Annotated in this window: 16 protein-coding genes; 8 read left to right on the forward strand and 8 right to left on the reverse strand. The window is 43.2% G+C overall.

Features of this window, described 5'->3' with window-relative positions; all coding sequences use genetic code 11:
- Nucleotides 1–75: 75 nt before the first annotated feature.
- Entirely contained in the window at nucleotides 76–330 is a 255-nt protein-coding gene (locus AC3WTL_RS19180; protein ID WP_082138999.1) for a YuzF family protein, read from the reverse strand.
- A 250-nt stretch (nucleotides 331–580) separates the two neighbouring features.
- On the opposite strand from AC3WTL_RS19180, the gene AC3WTL_RS19185 reads away from it, so the two are divergent.
- Nucleotides 581–1795, forward strand: coding sequence for a TerD family protein (locus AC3WTL_RS19185; protein ID WP_252220479.1), 1215 nt, complete (start codon nucleotides 581–583; stop codon nucleotides 1793–1795).
- A 488-nt stretch (nucleotides 1796–2283) separates the two neighbouring features.
- Here AC3WTL_RS19185 and AC3WTL_RS19190 read toward each other — a convergent pair whose 3' ends face one another.
- Nucleotides 2284–2598, reverse strand: a complete 315-nt coding sequence (locus tag AC3WTL_RS19190; protein WP_248350174.1) for a YciI family protein — start codon at nucleotides 2596–2598, stop codon at nucleotides 2284–2286.
- 227 nt (nucleotides 2599–2825) lie between these two features.
- Between AC3WTL_RS19190 and AC3WTL_RS19195 the strand changes: the two genes are divergently transcribed.
- Nucleotides 2826–4034, forward strand: coding sequence for an ATP-binding protein (locus AC3WTL_RS19195; RefSeq protein WP_492369884.1), 1209 nt, complete (start codon nucleotides 2826–2828; stop codon nucleotides 4032–4034).
- Nucleotides 4035–4098: 64 nt separating this feature from the next.
- Here AC3WTL_RS19195 and AC3WTL_RS19200 read toward each other — a convergent pair whose 3' ends face one another.
- Nucleotides 4099–4578, reverse strand: coding sequence for a GyrI-like domain-containing protein (locus tag AC3WTL_RS19200; protein WP_248350170.1), 480 nt, complete (start codon nucleotides 4576–4578; stop codon nucleotides 4099–4101).
- 107 nt (nucleotides 4579–4685) lie between these two features.
- Here AC3WTL_RS19200 and AC3WTL_RS19205 point away from each other — a divergent pair, with 107 nt between their 5' ends.
- The gene (locus tag AC3WTL_RS19205) at nucleotides 4686–5648 is read left to right on the forward strand and encodes a helix-turn-helix transcriptional regulator (RefSeq protein ID WP_163140348.1); all 963 of its coding nucleotides are present in this window, start codon (nucleotides 4686–4688) and stop codon (nucleotides 5646–5648) included.
- A gap of 66 nt (nucleotides 5649–5714) precedes the next feature.
- Here AC3WTL_RS19205 and gdhA read toward each other — a convergent pair whose 3' ends face one another.
- Nucleotides 5715–7094: an NADP-specific glutamate dehydrogenase gene (gene gdhA / locus AC3WTL_RS19210; protein ID WP_492369885.1), complete on the reverse strand. Its 1380-nt coding sequence runs from the start codon at nucleotides 7092–7094 to the stop codon at nucleotides 5715–5717.
- Between the two features lie 171 nt (nucleotides 7095–7265).
- On the opposite strand from gdhA, the gene gltC reads away from it, so the two are divergent.
- The 3 genes from gltC to AC3WTL_RS19225 all read left to right on the forward strand — a co-directional run bounded on the left by gltC (nucleotide 7266) and on the right by AC3WTL_RS19225 (nucleotide 9007).
- Nucleotides 7266–8168 carry a glutamate biosynthesis transcriptional regulator GltC gene (gene gltC / locus AC3WTL_RS19215; protein ID WP_163140350.1) on the forward strand — a complete coding sequence of 301 codons (903 nt, stop codon included), beginning with the start codon at nucleotides 7266–7268 and terminating at the stop codon, nucleotides 8166–8168.
- 215 nt (nucleotides 8169–8383) lie between these two features.
- Nucleotides 8384–8818 carry a GNAT family N-acetyltransferase gene (locus AC3WTL_RS19220; protein ID WP_492369886.1) on the forward strand — a complete coding sequence of 145 codons (435 nt, stop codon included), beginning with the start codon at nucleotides 8384–8386 and terminating at the stop codon, nucleotides 8816–8818.
- A 48-nt stretch (nucleotides 8819–8866) separates the two neighbouring features.
- Nucleotides 8867–9007, forward strand: coding sequence for a hypothetical protein (locus tag AC3WTL_RS19225; RefSeq protein WP_492369909.1), 141 nt, complete (start codon nucleotides 8867–8869; stop codon nucleotides 9005–9007).
- Between the two features lie 17 nt (nucleotides 9008–9024).
- On the opposite strand, the gene AC3WTL_RS19230 is transcribed toward AC3WTL_RS19225, so the two are convergent.
- Nucleotides 9025–9909, reverse strand: a complete 885-nt coding sequence (locus AC3WTL_RS19230; protein WP_492369887.1) for an EamA family transporter — start codon at nucleotides 9907–9909, stop codon at nucleotides 9025–9027.
- Between the two features lie 72 nt (nucleotides 9910–9981).
- Nucleotides 9982–11160 (reverse strand): MFS transporter, encoded by a 1179-nt coding sequence (locus AC3WTL_RS19235; RefSeq protein WP_492369888.1) that lies wholly within the window; start codon nucleotides 11158–11160, stop codon nucleotides 9982–9984.
- Nucleotides 11161–11238: 78 nt separating this feature from the next.
- Here AC3WTL_RS19235 and yeiL point away from each other — a divergent pair, with 78 nt between their 5' ends.
- Complete coding sequence (gene yeiL, locus AC3WTL_RS19240; RefSeq protein ID WP_492369907.1) at nucleotides 11239–11925, forward strand: transcriptional regulator YeiL; 687 nt, start codon at nucleotides 11239–11241, stop codon at nucleotides 11923–11925.
- Between the two features lie 504 nt (nucleotides 11926–12429).
- Nucleotides 12430–13860: an aspartate ammonia-lyase gene (aspA, locus tag AC3WTL_RS19245; protein WP_492369889.1), complete on the forward strand. Its 1431-nt coding sequence runs from the start codon at nucleotides 12430–12432 to the stop codon at nucleotides 13858–13860.
- A 382-nt stretch (nucleotides 13861–14242) separates the two neighbouring features.
- Here aspA and gnd read toward each other — a convergent pair whose 3' ends face one another.
- Both gnd and AC3WTL_RS19255 read right to left on the reverse strand, forming a co-directional pair.
- Nucleotides 14243–15649, reverse strand: coding sequence for a decarboxylating NADP(+)-dependent phosphogluconate dehydrogenase (gnd, locus tag AC3WTL_RS19250; protein ID WP_492369890.1), 1407 nt, complete (start codon nucleotides 15647–15649; stop codon nucleotides 14243–14245).
- A 75-nt stretch (nucleotides 15650–15724) separates the two neighbouring features.
- Entirely contained in the window at nucleotides 15725–17071 is a 1347-nt protein-coding gene (locus AC3WTL_RS19255) for a GntP family permease (protein WP_048010258.1), read from the reverse strand.
- Between the last annotated feature and the right edge of the window lie 4 nt (nucleotides 17072–17075).

Raw genomic sequence — 17075 nt, forward strand, 5'->3', positions numbered from 1 at the left:
TATCTATTAAAAATGCTTATGTGATTGTCGCTGTTTAATAGATTTTAGGCTGGAGTTAATGAAAACATGGGCAGGTTAGGATTCAGGCATTATCCAGACGATTTCACGAATACGAACAAAAAATGTAGAATCGTATTCCTGAATGACAACATGATCAGGCTTAGCATCAACAACCATTCCGCTGACTGAACCGCGTGTGGTATCAAGGACGGCTCTTTTTCCTTTTAAACTGCGCAGCGCTTCATAAACAAAGGGTTCTATGGCAATCACTTGCATAGGGCCATTCTGTGTTGTTTGCGGATTTACCCGGTAGGCATACATAGGGTCCATTCTCTTCCCTCCAAAGTATAGTGCTGTTTTATCTAATCAATCTATGCCAGTATAGCTTGACGCGTTCGGAACATAGGGACGGTTCTTTTGTTTCCCCTTTTTGAAGCAGCTGCTGTATGGTGGCTGCTTTTTAATTTACAGTAGTTTTCACCTATATGGTTACAATAAAATGGTATAATTTACAGTGAGATTATAATTTTAATATAAAAAATCTGCAGATTTTAAAAATAGAGAAACAGGAGTGGTTTAATTGAATTCAATGCTGCAAATGGGGGGGAATACAGTGTTAAGTTCCCCAAAAGGTTATGTGACCGTTAGCTATGATATGTCTCATTTGATCGATATTTCCTTAACTGCTTTCCTTTTAACGGATTCAGATAAGGTACAAGGAGACAGCGGGATTATTTTTTATAATCAGCCAAAGAGCCCTTCCGGTGCAGCAGCCCTATTGCCGGCTGAAACTAAAGGAACTAGAAAAGTACATACTATTCAATTTGATATGAATAAAGTCCCTGCAGGCATTCATAAAATAGCGATTACTCTGACAGAGGATAATCACATGGGGTTCTCGAATGTAAAGAATTTAAAAGCCGAGATATGTACAGGTCATGCGACTATCGAGTTAACGCCATCGAGTTTTACAAAGGAAAATGGGATTGTGGTTTTAGAATTATATGTAAGGAATGGTCAAATTAAGGCAAAATCGATCTGGCGCGGATTTGAGTCCGGGCTTGAAGGGTTATGTAAAAATTACGGTGTGGAAGTGGATTCCACTGAGGAAAATATGCCTGCTGAAACTAAGGCCGTTCAGTCTCTTCCTGCTGCTGCCGAAAACAAACAATTTCAAAACACGATCACCCTTGAAAAGGTGAAGGGCACAATCAGTCTCGACAAAGGTCAAAAGCCGGTGATCATTGAAAAAACACCACAGATTACCGCAACGGTATCCTGGAAAACGGGGACAGATTATGATATCTATGCGCTGGTTTATACAAAGGATGGCAGGCAGATTGATGTCGCCATGTTTGGTGCAAGCGGCACACCTCCACTTAGAAGTTTTGCAAACGGAGCAGTTGAACATATGGGGGATGTAAGAAGAGATTACAGTTCAACGAAGACAGAAGTAATTAAGTTGAGGCTGAATAATGACATCCTGGCAGTCGTGCCTGTCGTTTACTCTGCCCAGTCTAATGGAACGGGTTCTTTCTACAGATACAAAGTGTCCATGAGTATTGATAATCATAGCGGCACCTCCGTTACGATTTCAGCTAAAAATGCCAACAATGATGACCGCATTTATACCTGTGTGCCCGGAATCCTCCATAATACGCCAGATGGAGTAATCGTAAGTCCATTGGAGCTTTACAGTTCACCGGATTCTGAGTATAGACCTAAACTCAGAATGGGGCCTTCCAATATGGTAGAGGTTGTAATGGATGCAGGTCCCAGAAATGACTACAAATAAAAGAAGAGATATGATTCACAGAAATATTTAAACGTGGATTAAGGAGGATAACTAATTATGGAAAAAACATTAATTATGAATGCTTTTTTATTCAGTGTAATAATCATTTTTTTACTTTATAAGAATAAAAGCAAACACAGTAATATATCCATTATGGTTGTATTGCTTATCCTCCTTTCCGGTATATTTTCTGTAACAGCATATCTTATAAAATCCAACTATTCTATAATACTATACACTCTGCAATGGATATCCTTGCTGGTTGCTGTAATTTTGCAATTCAGGATAAAGAATTCCAAAGAGAAACTTCACAAGTGATATTAGACAGGTGCCCGTCCTCAACCGGTCAGGCACCTTTTGGCTTTTTATTAGAATTCATGATAATCAGCCAAAGAGAAATCATGTTGAGTGATGGGAGCTTTTTTTCTAGCGTATAATCCTCAGTTTGGTTATAAAATTGTTGAGAAAGGTTGATATAGTTACACCTTCTACCTCGACTTTCCGTCCCGCATCAATGCTACCCGATAAGGGAATAATTCCCCTTCCATCATGCCCTCAGAAATAGCGGGGTCCTCTCTCATGAATTGTTCGGCACTCGTTTCATTTTCAGCTTCAAAGATAACAATTCCAAATCCGGTATCATCGTCATTCAGTGTTCGTCCTGCCAATATTACTTTACCCTCTTCTGTATATTCTTTGAGCCTTACGAAATGGCGGCTGATAATCTCTTCTTCCGTTTGCGTCCAACTTTCCCTGTCTAAAAAATGTGCTTTTAATCTTAATTTATATAAATATTGTTCCATTGATCTATCACCTCATTATTAAATCGATAACACTTGGACCCTTATAAAAAGCAGCATTTTTGTACCTATTCGGGATAAAACATTACTTTCCTTCTTTTAATAATCCCTCATTTTGCTGCGGTTTCACCCTTATGGTTAATGGGATACAAATTAATCCTATTTTCCCATGACAGCCCAAATCATGATATATTTTAAGAGGTACGATTTAGATAACCAAAGGGGTATGTATGAAGGAGTTTAATAATAAATCCAATAAAAAAATCTATCATATTGTAGTGTTCATTGTAATTGCCATAATGATCCTTGGGCTGGTGGCAGATAATCCGCGGATGGGTGGCTTCGGGGCTGGTTATATTTTGAATCTGGTGCTGGTGCTTATTCTGTCGGTCTGTCTGCTGCTGTATCCCAGGGTTGATACGTATGTACATAGAGTGATAATCACAGTTGTTTCGTCTGTTTACTTTTATACGCTTTTCTTTTTATATCCCGAGACCTGGTCGAACTTTATTTTTCTATGTTTGATTCCCGCCCTTTCAATCCTGTTTTTTGATTCCAGGATTTTTTATTTTTCGCTGATTCTTAATTGTGCGGGTTCAGTGCTCTTGTTTGGCTATATTGCGGCTGTTGATCACGGACATCAATATGCCTATATACAGCAGGATTTAATAGGGAATGTGATAAACTTTTTTGCAAGCCAGGTAGTTGTTTTTTTTATTTTTTTCTTAACGAATGGACGGATAAAAAAACAGCAGCTCTATTATGAACAAATTCAGCAGTCTGGGCGCTTGAAGATAACGGGCCAGCTGGCAGCTGCGGTTGCACATGAGGTCAGGAATCCTCTGACCGTGGTGAAGGGTTTTCTGCAGTTATTTGAACAGGATGCTTCCTTTTCTTCCAGTCGAAAAGGACAGATTTCGCTGATAATTGATGAATTAAATTCAGCTGAGCAGGTGATATCTCAATTTCTGTCTGTTGCGAAACCGGAAAAAGAGATTGCATCTGAAACAGTGGAAATCAAGGCTGTTCTGCAGAGTGTGGCGGATTTGCTGTATTCGTATGGGCTGCTGCATGATAACAGAATTGAAGTAAATGTTGCGGATAACTGTCATGTCGCTGTGAACCGCCTGGAGTTTAAGCAATTACTCATCAATATTATTAAAAATGCGATTGAGGCATCAGAGCTTGGGGATATCGTTCAGGTCACGGCTGCAAGGGAGAAAGAATATGTTGTCATAAAGGTTACCGATCAAGGCAGAGGGATGACCGAATCAGAAGTTGCCTCACTCGGAACGCCTTTTTATTCGCTGAAAAGCAAAGGCACCGGACTGGGGATGATGATTTGCTTTGAGATAGTGGAAAAATATAAAGGGACCATTCATTTCAAGACTGCTTTAGGGCACGGAACAACCGTTGTGATACGCTTTCCATCCATTTAAATACAGGTGCCTGAACCCAGCTAAACTGCAAGTGCAGAGGGTCAGGCACCTTTTGTTATATCCCCTATTTCTTCACAACAGGAATCCACATCTCACCGAAGACCATTCCGTTTCGCTGCCCCATTTCAACCGAGGCATTGGGCCCGCCGACATAGGCGTAATCCGTTGCTTCCGGCAGGGCTTGACCAAAGGCAATCCCCGTAAGCATATTGCTCAATTCCTCAGATGTGCCGGCTTCCCCTTTCACAATGAGGTATTCTCCTTCAGGAAACTGGATCAATCTGGTTGCTTCCGGCAGAGAGGACTCTGTCATGACCCCTGCATAATGCATCATCTTGTTATTCACGGCTTCGTTTACGACAAAAATGTAATCATTTGTGGCCAGGGCCTTTAATTTGTCCAGCCTTCCATCCTGTTTGACTGCCTCCCAGAAGTCTGCTTTTTCCTGATTTATGCCTGCATAATCTGTGTAATCACTCTTCAATTCAGTACCAATGCCTAATACGGTAAAGCTTTCTTTTTCTTCCAGAGTATAATTTGCCATTTTCAAAACCATCCTTTTTTTTAATCATTTCAAATGATTTGCCCATTTGATAGGTTTATAATAACGTTAAATCATGTCAAAAAATGATACTGTTTAGGGAGGACGCAATGAAAAAAGTGGAACGGATTAATGTGATGATGCGGTATATCAACAACCGCGCCCACTTTACTATTTCTGAAATCATGCGGGAATTTAACATTTCCCGTTCAACAGCGATTCGGGATATTCGAGAAATAGAAGCCATGGGGATGCCGCTTGTCGCTGAGGTCGGAAGGGATGGGGGCTATTTTGTCATGAACAACTCCGTCCTGCCCACTGTCCGCTTTACCGATAATGAGATCAAAGCTCTGTTTATCGCCTTTATGGCTACAAGAAATCTGCAGCTTCCCTATCTAAAGAGCCGTCAGTCTTTAGCTGAAAAACTGCTCGGCCTGATCTCTGAAGCCCAGCAGGAAGACCTGGTTCTCTTAAATCAAATCCTGCTGTTTGAAGGGACCAACCCTAATAATCCCGATTTGCTTGACCTGTCAGACCTCCCCCATCCGATGCTGGAAAAACTCATTGAATCTCTTATTTTGGACCGCTACTTATGGATTACCGTAAAAGAAGAGAAAGAAATCAGGCCTTATCCCATTTATCTTTTGCACCTTTATCGTGAAAAAAGCATTTGGAAGGTTGAAGCCTTTGACTTAAAGGAAGAAAAGAGACAAATATTCCCCGTGGATAATCTTATCGATGTTGAACCATATCCTGTGAAAAAAAGAACAAGCAGGAGAAATATTTTAGAAAAACTCAGCATGCAGGACGAGACTACCAATCTTGTCATTGAACTCGGTCCGCAGGCGATTGCCCAGTTCAAAAAATACCATCCTATTAAGGCTTCCATAGCCTACACAAATCCTTATCAGACCACAGCCATTCTAAAGACTTTTATAAATGTAAATAATTCGGAAGAGCTGACTGAAATAATCAATTGGCTCCTTTTCCTGGGTGAGGATATCAATGTCAGGGAAATGCCTGAAAAAGTTTTAGAAGGCCTGCAGAAGAGATTAAGATTATTCCGTTCATAAGAAGGTAACTGTGTATCTAAATAGAAAAGGATGATGCTTTCTTAATAGCATCACCCTTTTTCATTATTATATAACTCCCTGTACGATCATGGCATCGGCTACTTTTATAAAACCTGCGATATTAGCGCCTGCCACCAGATTGCCTGGATAGCCATAATCCTCGGCAGCTTTGACGCTGCTCCGGTATATATTCATCATAATTTGCTGCAGTTTTTCATCCACTTCTTCAAATGTCCAGGATATTCTTGAGCTGTTTTGGGCCATTTCTAATGCAGAAACGGCAACACCGCCTGCATTTGCAGCTTTTGCCGGGCCAAAGAGAACGGTGTTTCTCAGAAACTCATTGATGGCCCCGGATGTGCATGGCATATTTGCTCCTTCACCAATGGCTTTAACTCCATTGGCAACAAGGATTTCTGCTGCTGCCTCATCAATTTCATTTTGTGTCGCACACGGCAGAGCAATGTCACAGGGGATGGACCAGATGCCGGAACATCCCTCAAAGTATTGGGCATGGGGATGTTCCTTCACATATTCCCGGATTCTTTCCCTCTCAACTTCCTTCAGCCTTTTTACTGTATCAAGGCTGATGCCGTTTGGATCATAAATATAGCCGTCAGAATCGCTGCAGGCCACAACCTTCGCGCCTAACTGTGCCGCTTTTTCAATCGCATAGGTAGAGACATTTCCTGAACCGGAGACAATGACAGTGCTTCCTTTAAAGGAAAGGCCTATTTCCTTCAGCATTTCCTGAACAAAGTAAACCGTACCGTAACCTGTCGCTTCAGTTCGGGTTAAGCTTCCTCCATATCCGATTCCTTTCCCTGTCAGAACTCCAGCTTCATACCCTCCACGGATTCTTTTATACTGGCCAAACAGATAGCCTATTTCCCTGGCGCCGACTCCAATATCTCCGGCAGGAACGTCTACATCCGGTCCGATATGCCTGCTTAGTTCCAGCATGAAGCTTTGGGTGAATCTCATAATCTCACCATCAGATTTCCCCTTAGGATCAAAATCAGCTCCGCCTTTTCCTCCTCCAATCGGCAGGCTTGTAAGGGCGTTTTTGAAAATTTGTTCAAAGCTCAGAAATTTGATGATGCTGGCATTTACAGAAGGATGGAATCGCAAGCCGCCCTTGTAGGGACCGATTGCACTATTGAATTGAACCCGGAAGCCGCGATTCACCTGTACTTTTCCCTGATCATCCACCCATGGGACTCTAAAGGTAATCACTCTTTCAGGTTCCGCTATTCTTTCAAGAATACTTTGCTCCATGTATACGGGGTTTTTCTCAAATACTGGAACGAGTGAATCAAATACTTCTTTAACAACCTGATGAAATTCACTTTCATTAGGATTGCGCTTTTTGACTGTTTCGAATACCGCCTGAACATAATCCTCCGCCTGTATTCGCTTCTCATTAATTTCTGTTAGTGCAGTCATACTGCCAATGGCCCTCCCTTTAAGTCCAAATGAAATCCTTCAATAATTTCCAATTATTCAAAAATTGTATGATTCTTTCATTTTATAGTTGTAAATCAATCTAAACAATATGAAAATTAGATAATATTGATGCCAAAATTAGATGAATGGCAGAAGGGAGGTAAAAATCACATGGAATTAAGGCAGATTAAATACTTTATTGAAGTGGCGAAAAGAGAACATGTAACAGATGCGGCTTTAGCTTTACATGTGGCACAATCTGCTGTGAGCAGGCAGATTTTCAACCTTGAATCAGAGCTGGGGGTTAATTTGTTTATCCGTGAAGGAAGGAACGTAAAATTGACGCCGATCGGCAAACTATTCTTGGAACAGATGGAAGAAGCCATAAAGGTAATCGATAATGCCAAACGGCAAGTCAAAGAGTATCTGGATCCGGAGCGTGGCAGAATACGTTTCGGCTTCCCAAGCAGTCTGGCACTTTATACGCTGCCTTCCATCATATCTGCTTTCCGCGGGCGCTATCCTCATGTGAAGTTTGAACTGAAACAGAGTGCTTATCATGATTTAATCAGCGGAGTGGCGGAAGGGGAAATCGATATGGCATTGATTGGCCCTCTCCCTAAGAAAGAGAAAAAGGTTAAAGGGGATATTTTATTCACCGAGAAAATGGTTGCTTTGGTTCCTGCTGCCCACCCTTTAGCAGACAAATCTTTATTGAATCTGAACCACCTGAAAGATGAAACCTTCATTTTGTTTCCTAAGGGGTATGTTTTGCGTGAATTGTTCGATGATGCTTGCAGTCAGCATGGCTTTCAGCCTAAAGTGTCATTTGAAGGCGATGATATTGATACGATTAAAGGTTTGGTCTCAGCAGGTCTGGGGCTGACGCTTATTCCGGAATCTACATTGGTTGACAGCCTGCCGCGTTCCACAGTAAGGCTGCCTGTCATGCCACAGATTACCCGTGCGGTAGGAATCATTATTCCAAGTGAACGCCAGCTGCTGCCCACAGAGAAAATATTCTATCAATTTATTCGTGATTTCTTTGCCGTTTTGGACCAATTCCAAAACTGACCAAGCCATAACAGGTGCTTTTATCATGCCGGAGACCAGATTTCCTTAGGGGAATTTAAATAGGCACTGTCATCAGGGATTCTTTTTCATTTTAGGTCTTCATTTGGAGGATTTTCCATCCGACTTAGCGAATTTGGACTTCGATAGTGAAATGGCAGGCATCTCCTTGGAAAAAGGTCGGGGGGAGCTGCCTTTTCAAAGAGAAGGGGGCTTATATGATTGAGTTTAGAGAGATAGACCGCCACAATTTTTTCGATGTTATTGATTTGCGTGTAGCGGAAGTGCAGATGGCGTTTGTGGCGCCGAATGTGTTTTCGCTGGCGCAGGCTAAGGCGTTTCCGGAGTGTGAGTGTTTAGCGATTTATCATGATGATGTGTTAGTGGGTTTTACGATGTATTGCATGGATGATGATGATAAGGAATATTGGATTTACCGCCTGATGGTTGATGCTAAGCATCAGTCAAAAGGGTATGGGAAAGCAGCCATGGAAAAGCTGATTGAGCGGATTAAGCTGGACCAGGAGCATAAAGTGATTTATTTGAGTTTTGAGCCTGAGAACCATCTCGCGAAGGGGCTATATGAAAAACTCGGCTTTGAAGCGGACGGCCGGGTTATTGATGGGGAAATTGTTTATAAATTGGCCTATTAATTAAAAGAGCTCCTGCTGAGGGAGCTCTTATTCATGGAGGTGAACCCATTGCTTAAAAAGAAAGGCAAATGGATTGCAGTCTTCTTAATCCTAATTCTATTGATTGCCGGCATGCTTGATCTTAAGTATCAAGGGCTATTTTATCAGCTGCTGCCGGAGTCCATTCAATCAAAACTGACAGGTGTCTGATTCTCAGGCACTTTTGTTCAACGCCGGAAAAGGCCTGTCCCCAGTTCATTAAAAGCAATGGCAGCCAGTATAATGGCCGTGCCCAGCCACTGCATCGGGGTTACCGTTTCTGACAGGATAATGCTGGCTGACAGGATGGCGATTGGCAATTCAATGGAGGTTAGTATATTGGCAATTCCTCCTGAAACCAAAGGTGCACCAGCCGCGAAAAAAAGCGGTGGAAGGACTGCGCCAAAGAGCGAAACCCCGACGGCAATCGTCAGCAGATTTTCCTCCAAAGGCAGAACAGAAGGGATATCACGCATGAACAGGATCAGCACCAGGATGGATGATCCCGTCACCATCAATGAACTCCTTATCCAGGGATCCACATTCACAGCGACCTTGCCGCTGAAGAAGATGAAACCGGCATAAGTGATCGCGGAGAGGATTCCCAAAATAAAACCTTTAACTGGAAGGCCCTGTATGTCGCCATTTACAATATTAGAAGCGAAAAAGACCCCGATTAATATCAATATGATCGCAAGCACAGTGGCAGGTGCCGGTTTTATTTTGCTGAAAGCCCATTCTAAAAGAATTCCGATCCAGACAAACTGGAACATTAAAATGATGGCCAGTGATGCAGGAAGATACTGCATAGAACCATAATAGAAAATGCTGGTTAAGCCGACAAAACAGCCGGTCATCATGATTTGCAGCATGTTTTTCATATGGAGTCCTTTGAAACTGGACCGTTTTATCAATGTGAAGGACCATAATAAAATGAAGGAAATAACCATCTGCGCAATCGTAATCTGTCCCAGAGAGTAGCCATAACTAAACCCCAACTTTGCAAAAATCGGTGTAAATCCGAAAAAGGAAGCACCGAGCAGTATATATAAAATTCCTTTATTGATTTTCAATTTGAACCCTCCTTGATGCAAACGTAAAAAAGGTGCTGCACATGTATCACCTTTTTTAGCTTTATTGTGACATTAAACGGCCAGATTTCTGGTTTCCTCCTCTTTCTTCCCTTCCAATCTCCGGTAAATAAACGCAAGCAGCGCCGCGGGGATCGTACATACCACCATTCCGATAAAGGCAAACCTTGGTTCCATTTCATAAAGATACCCGCCGAAAATGGTGAAAAGGGCTGTGCTCCAGCTGAGGGCGAGTGCCGAGTAGACCCCTTGAGTAATGGGCACCTGTTCATGAGGAACATATTTAATTAAATATTTCATGAAGGCGTAATGTGCCATGGCAAATGAAAAGGCATGCAATATCTGGCTAATGCTGAACACAATGACATGCGGGAAGGCAAATACGAGTACCCAGCGTGCAGTGGAGCCCAATGCTGCCAGTGCCAGTAATGAACCGATTGAAAACTTCCGGAAAGTTCGGTCCGCAATGAAAAAGAAAAGAATTTCTGCAATCACGCCAATATTAATAATGGCGCCGATTAAATATTTTGGTGCCTGAATTTCCTGTAAGTAAATATAGCCATAATTGTAATAGGAAGCATGCGCTGCCTGCAGCAGAATCACAATGATGAGCACCAGGCCGAAGTGTCTGATGCTGAATAATTTCCTTATGGCTCCTTTGGTCTGTCCGGCTTTCGGTTTTTCAGATAATACTGCAGGTGTATTCATGAAGCCGAGACAAAGAACTACAAGCATGCCGAATAATAACGCCCAGAAAATGGCCTCATCTCCGAACCCTCCTGTAAAGAAGGTCAGAATCATACCGGACACAACGAATCCGATTGATCCCCAGGAGCGGCTTTTTCCGTAATCTTTTAATTGTTTGTTTTGGACAAGAATGCCCGCAGCACTATCCAGTGCAGGCATCAGTGCCGGATAAAAGAAATGCAATAGCAGCGTTACCAGCATCAGGCTGGCAAAAGAGTCGGCCGGAATATAGCAGAGAATGGCGATCAGGGTACCGGCTGACATCCCGTTCAGCAGGGTTCTGCTGCTGAATTTTCCTGATAAATAGGGAAAAGCAAAAAGTGTGGCAAGTCCCCGTATGGCCAGGCCTAAGCTCATGATCAAACTTGCCTGTGAAACCGTCATTCCTTTTATATGGATCATCCACCCTGTCCAATAAGGCAGGAAAATGCCCCAGGTCATAAAAAAGCTGAAAAACTGCCTGCTCATCCAGCTTTGTGTCTTCATAAAAATCCCTCCGATATTTGCATGATATCAGGAAGCTTCGTACAATAATATGAGATATCTCATATTTTGGGGTGGATGATGGAAACATACAAAGGAAAAAAAAGACAGCATTACCTGGAGAAGCACTCCATATCGCATTTATTTTCTTTTCCGATTGAAGAGTTTGTGGAAGTACGCGAATATAAGCGGGATGAATGGATTATACGCGAGGGCATGAGACCGGATTATTTGTATTATGTCATCGAAGGTAAAGCCAAAATCTTTGTAACGTATCAAAATGGCAAGGTTTCTTTGATTAATTTTATTAATGCCCATGATTACATCGGGGAAATGGAGCTTTTACATGAAGTGTACTATACAAAGGGAATACAAGCCTCCACGAAAACGATCTGTTTTGCGATTCCTTTGCATCACTATCGCACAAGCTTGCTGGAAGATACGACCTTTCTTAGGGAATTAACCAAGTTTTTAAGTGTGAAAGCGACGAAAATGGCTGAAAAGTATTCACAGAGTCTTTCATTTCCGCTTGAAAACCGTCTGGCGGATTTCATTCTGCAAACCGCTGATGGTGATGTATATAAGGAGAAACATGTAAGCGTCTGTGACTTTTTAGGAGTGTCCTACCGCCATCTCCTGCATGTCCTTGTACAGTTTTGCGATAAAGGGTATTTACACAAGGAAGGACGCCATTACCATATTCTGCAGCCGGACGCTCTGCACCGGCTTGCGGATGTGCTGAAAAATGGGTTGGAGACGGGCGGCTGAAATCGAATAGGAAACTATTCTGGTTTTGTGGCTTCCAACTTTTCGCGAGGTTTGTTGCACTTTGTATATTTTTACTGAGTTGATTGTAGCGGAAGGTGCGAGATCCTCGAAAATGCTATCGCATTTTCTTCGTGCGGTGTTTCTCGGGGAGCTTATTCAACGTCCTGCGGGAGTAGCGGGACAGGTGAGACCCCGCAGACGCGAAGCGTTGAGGAGGCTTACCGCCTGCCCCGCGGAAAGCGAGCATCCTGGAGCGGAAATCAACGGACTACATTGAGAGGTGAAAAATGAAAATACATACAAAAAGATCTTTAAAAAAGGTAAGCGGTTTCATTCACTGAAATTACCAGCTTCCCAAGCATTCAGGCATACCGGGAAAAAGGTCTTTTTTATTGTGCCATAACCATTGCCAATTCATCCTTTCAGGCTTATAGTGAATACGAAGGATAAGCTATTACAAAACCTATATATATCTGAAAGGTTTATATAAAGGAGAAGAAGTCAATGTTAGCAGCAAAGAACAGCTACAGAATCGAAAAAGATTTTCTAGGCTCTAAGGAAGTTCCGGCGGATGCTTATTATGGCGTTCAGACGCTTCGTGCGGTTGAGAACTTTCCGATTACAGGCTACCGGATCCATCCGGAGTTAATCAAGGCAATGGCCATCGTAAAAAAAGCAGCGGCCATGGCGAATATGGAAGTTAAGCGCCTTTACTCAGGAATCGGAGACCCGATCATACAGGCTGCGGATGAAATGATTGAAGGACTTTGGCATGATCAGGTGATTGTGGACCCAATCCAGGGCGGTGCCGGAACGTCCATTAATATGAATATTAATGAAATCCTTGCGAACCGTGCGATTGAAATCATGGGCCATGAAAAGGGCGATTATTCTCATTGCAGCCCTAATACCCATGTTAATATGTCGCAGTCGACGAATGATGCTTTTCCGACAGCTATGCACATCTCAGTGTTAAATCTGCTGGATCAATTAATCCTGACAATGGAAAATATGCACTCTGTTTTCCTTGAAAAATCAAAGGAATTCAGCCATGTGATTAAAATGGGACGGACTCATCTGCAGGATGCTGTTCCAATCAGGCTTGGCCAGGAATTTGAAGCCTACAGCCGCGTTATTGCACGCGACATCAAGCGCATTCAGCAATCCAAACAGCACTTATATGAATTGAACATGGGGGCAACAGCAGTCGGTACGGGGCTGAATGCGATCCCGAAATACATTGAATTAGTGGTGAAGCATATTGCTGATATCAGCGGCCTGCCATTTAAAGGGGCAGAACATCTTGTAGATGCAACACAAAATACGGATTCTTACACAGAGGTTTCCGGAGCATTGAAAATCTGCATGATAAATATGTCTAAAATCGCAAATGACCTGCGTCTGATGGCATCTGGCCCAAGAGCGGGTCTTGGCGAAATTTCCCTTCCCGCAAGACAGCCGGGCTCATCCATTATGCCTGGTAAAGTAAACCCTGTTCTTCCGGAACTGATCAATCAGGTCGCCTTCCAGGTCATTGGGAACGATAACACGATCTCCCTTGCTTCAGAAGCCGGACAGCTGGAACTGAACGTCATGGAGCCAGTCCTGATCTTTAACCTTCTGCAATCGATCAGCATTATGAACAATGCGTTCAATACGTTTACAGAGCATTGTGTAAAAGGAATCGAAGCCAATGAAGAAAGAATGAGGGACTACGTTGAAAAGAGTGTCGGCATCATTACTGCCGTCAACCCTCACCTCGGCTATGAAGTCGTATCCAGAATCGCCAGAGAAGCGATTTTAACAGGCCGTTCCATCAGGGAACTGTGCCTGAAATATGATGTTCTGACAGAAGAAGAACTCGATTTAATCCTCGATCCATATGAAATGACGGATCCTGGCATTGCAGGCGCTGCACTGCTTGAAAGAGATTAAGGCAAACAAAAAACGCTTGTCCCCGATTGAGGGGGCAAGCGTTTTTGCTATCTAGAAAGTATTATCTGTAGTTAGATAACTGTCTAGCTTCAGGCGCCATCGGCTCGAGGTCATAAGCCAATCCGTCCAAAAGGTTAAAGAACAACCTTTCAGCCGGCTCGTCTTATGCTTGAGGCCCGCAGGACAAGGAAGGCCTCGTCAGCGTAAACATCGCACGACCAAAAGCGACAGCTTTTGGGAGGATGCGGGTCATGCAGACGTTGCCACAGGACAAGGAAAGCTCCGGCAGCGATACATCGCACGACCGAAAGCGGTAGCTTTTGGGAGGACGTGGCGGTTTTAGTCTGCGTTCCTTTATAGGCGGGCGCCTTCCGCTTTCTATCTATTCATTCCAATTAGTATGGAAAGTTCCTTCCATATCTGTCCGCTCATACGTATGGGCACCGAAGTAATCACGCTGGGCCTGCAGCAGGCTGGCATTTGACCTTCCATTCCGGTAGCTGTCGTAATAGGAAAGAGAAGAGCTTAGGCATTGCAATGCGATGCCGGATTGAATGCCTTCGCAGACAATTTTGCGCAACCCCGTCTGGTAGTCCCTGATTCTTTCCGCAAAGTAAGGGGAGACAAGGAGGTTTGCCAGGTTCGGCTGCTCCTGGTAGGCTTCACTGATGACATTCAAGAATTCCGCTCTAATGATGCAGCCGTCGCGGAAAATCAGAGCGATATCCTTTAAAGGCAGATTCCAGTCATTTTGCTCGGATGACATTTTATATTGTGTAAATCCTTGTGCATAGGCACACACTTTCCCCATATATAAAGCCTGTCTGATGTATTCAATCCAGACGTCTTTTTCTAGGGTTATCTGATCCTTCTCAGGACCTGTTAAAAGGGTTTCTGCCGCCACACGCTCATCCTTCAAAGCAGAAATATAGCGTGCGAATAAAGATTCTGTAATGATCGAGGTTGGGATCCCATTATCGATCGCCTGGAGGCTGGTCCATTTTCCGGTTCCTTTTTGCCCGGCTTTATCAAGGATGACATCGATTTGCGGCAGCCCTGTGCGCTCGTCTTTTTTCCTTAAAATAGCTGCTGTGATCTCAATTAAATAGCTCTTCAGCTCGCCTTGATTCCATGTTTCAAAGATATCTGCAATTTCCTCAACAGATAATCCCAGCTTTTCTCTTAAGAATATATAGGCCTCAGCAATCAGCTGCATATCTGCATACTCGATGCCATTATGTACCATTTTGACAAAGTGGCCTGCTCCTTTAGGTCCGATGTAGACACAGCAAGGCATCCCGTCAACCTTTGCAGCGATCTTCGTAAGAATCGGAGCCGCTTTTTCATAGACGTCCTGATCTCCTCCAGGCATGATGGAAGGCCCTGTTAATGCTCCCACTTCACCGCCTGAAATGCCGATACCCAGATAGCCGATTCCTTTTGCTTTCAGATCATCATATCTTTTTTCCGTATCTTTGAAATGGGAGTTGCCCCCGTCCATGATAACGTCGCCCTCTTCAAGGAAGGGGATTAAGCTTGCGATAACAGAATCAATAGCTTTCCCGGCAGTCACCATTAAAAAGATCTTTCTTGGTGTTTCTAGAGACTGGACAAAATCCTCTACTTCGAAATAAGGGCTTATGGCTTGCCCTTCCAGCTTTTGTACCAGCTGATCAGTCAAATCCCTGGTGTAATTATATACAGCTACCTTCTCGCCATTATTGGCCATATTTAAAGCGATATTGCTCCCCATTACTCCGAGACCAATAACACCAATTGTATTTTGCATAATTCCTGCTCCTTCATTCAGATTAATAGGCAATGAAACCCTCTTATGAAGTAGGGTTTCATTGCCTTAAAGTGTTTATACAAATAAGCTTAACAATAAAATAAATCCTAATCCAGCCACAGATATTATTGTTTCAAGCAATGTCCATGTTGCAAACGTTTCCTTCATGCTCAAACCGAAATATTCTTTGAACATCCAGAAGCCGGCATCATTGACGTGAGAAGCGATTAAGCTTCCCGCACCTGTTGCAAGCACTACTAGGGCAAGATTCACATCCGTTTGGCCCAGCAGCGGAATGACTAAACCTGCTGTCGTTAATGCGGCCACTGTGGCAGATCCTAATGAAATCCTAAGGATTGCCGCGATAATCCATGCCAATAAAATCGGAGACAGGCTTGTCCCTTTGAAAAGCTCGGCCACATAGTCACCGACACCGCCATCAATTAATACCTGTTTGAAGGCGCCGCCTCCACCGATAATCAAAAGCATCATCCCGATATGGCTGATGGCCGTTGTGCAGGAATCCATCACATTTTTGATTGGAATTTTCCTTGCAAGCCCCATGGTATAGATGGCAACCAATAAGGAGATCAGCATCGAAGTGCCCGCATCTCCAATAAAGCGGATGGCAGCAAGCAGGCTATTATCTTCAAATCCCATTGTTTTTTGAAGCAATGTAATAATCGTTGCGATTGACATTAAAATAACAGGAAGCAAAGCCGTAAATACACTGATTCCAAAAGCTGGTGTGTCTTCAAGCTTAAAGGTTTTCTGCTCTCCCAGAGAAGCGATGTTTCCGCTTTTCGTGAATGAATCCGGAACGAGCTTTTTAGCGATTTTTGTAAATACCGGTCCAGCTAAAATAACGGTTGGAATCGCAATGATAAAACCATAAAGCAATACTTCCCCAATGTTTGCACCATATTCACCGGCAATTACGGTTGGACCGGGGTGAGGCGGCAGGAATCCGTGTGTGACAGATAAAGCCGCTGTCATCGGAATACCAAGATACAAAATAGAAATCTTTAATTCTCTTGAAATAGCAAATACGATCGGAATTAATAATACAAGTCCCACTTCAAAGAATAAGGCGACACCGATAATGAAGGATGCAGCCACTACAGCCCATTGAATATTCTTTTCGCCGAATTTATTGACAAGAGTCATGGCAATTCGCTGGGCGCCGCCAGAGTCGGCGATCAGCTTGCCCAGCATGGCGCCAAGTCCGAAGATGAGTGCCAGGTGGCCAAGTGTTCCGCCTAATCCGGCTTCGATGGTTTTGACAATCTGGTCGAGCGGCATTCCGAGTGCCAGCGCAACACCGAATGAAACGATAATCAATGAAATAAAGGTATTTAATTTTAAGCCCATTATCAGAATTAATAAGGCAACGATTCCAATTGCAACTATTAACAGCGGCATTGTG

This window comes from Cytobacillus sp. EB106-05-05-XG126 (assembly GCF_058791715.1).

What these genes read in the sequence shown, in the direction of transcription:
- AC3WTL_RS19190 (WP_248350174.1), bottom strand. Translation starts at nt 2,598, where the DNA reads ATGGAACAATATTTATATAAATTAAGATTAAAAGCACATTTTTTAGAC.
- AC3WTL_RS19205 (WP_163140348.1), top strand. Translation starts at nt 4,686, where the DNA reads ATGAAAAAAGTGGAACGGATTAATGTGATGATGCGGTATATCAACAAC.
- gnd (WP_492369890.1), bottom strand. Translation starts at nt 15,649, where the DNA reads ATGCAAAATACAATTGGTGTTATTGGTCTCGGAGTAATGGGGAGCAAT.
- AC3WTL_RS19255 (WP_048010258.1), bottom strand. Translation starts at nt 17,071, where the DNA reads ATGCCGCTGTTAATAGTTGCAATTGGAATCGTTGCCTTATTAATTCTG.
- AC3WTL_RS19180 (WP_082138999.1), bottom strand. Translation starts at nt 330, where the DNA reads ATGGACCCTATGTATGCCTACCGGGTAAATCCGCAAACAACACAGAAT.
- aspA (WP_492369889.1), top strand. Translation starts at nt 12,430, where the DNA reads ATGTTAGCAGCAAAGAACAGCTACAGAATCGAAAAAGATTTTCTAGGC.
- yeiL (WP_492369907.1), top strand. Translation starts at nt 11,239, where the DNA reads ATGGAAACATACAAAGGAAAAAAAAGACAGCATTACCTGGAGAAGCAC.
- AC3WTL_RS19200 (WP_248350170.1), bottom strand. Translation starts at nt 4,578, where the DNA reads ATGGCAAATTATACTCTGGAAGAAAAAGAAAGCTTTACCGTATTAGGC.
- gdhA (WP_492369885.1), bottom strand. Translation starts at nt 7,094, where the DNA reads ATGACTGCACTAACAGAAATTAATGAGAAGCGAATACAGGCGGAGGAT.
- gltC (WP_163140350.1), top strand. Translation starts at nt 7,266, where the DNA reads ATGGAATTAAGGCAGATTAAATACTTTATTGAAGTGGCGAAAAGAGAA.
- AC3WTL_RS19235 (WP_492369888.1), bottom strand. Translation starts at nt 11,160, where the DNA reads ATGAAGACACAAAGCTGGATGAGCAGGCAGTTTTTCAGCTTTTTTATG.
- AC3WTL_RS19195 (WP_492369884.1), top strand. Translation starts at nt 2,826, where the DNA reads ATGAAGGAGTTTAATAATAAATCCAATAAAAAAATCTATCATATTGTA.
- AC3WTL_RS19220 (WP_492369886.1), top strand. Translation starts at nt 8,384, where the DNA reads ATGATTGAGTTTAGAGAGATAGACCGCCACAATTTTTTCGATGTTATT.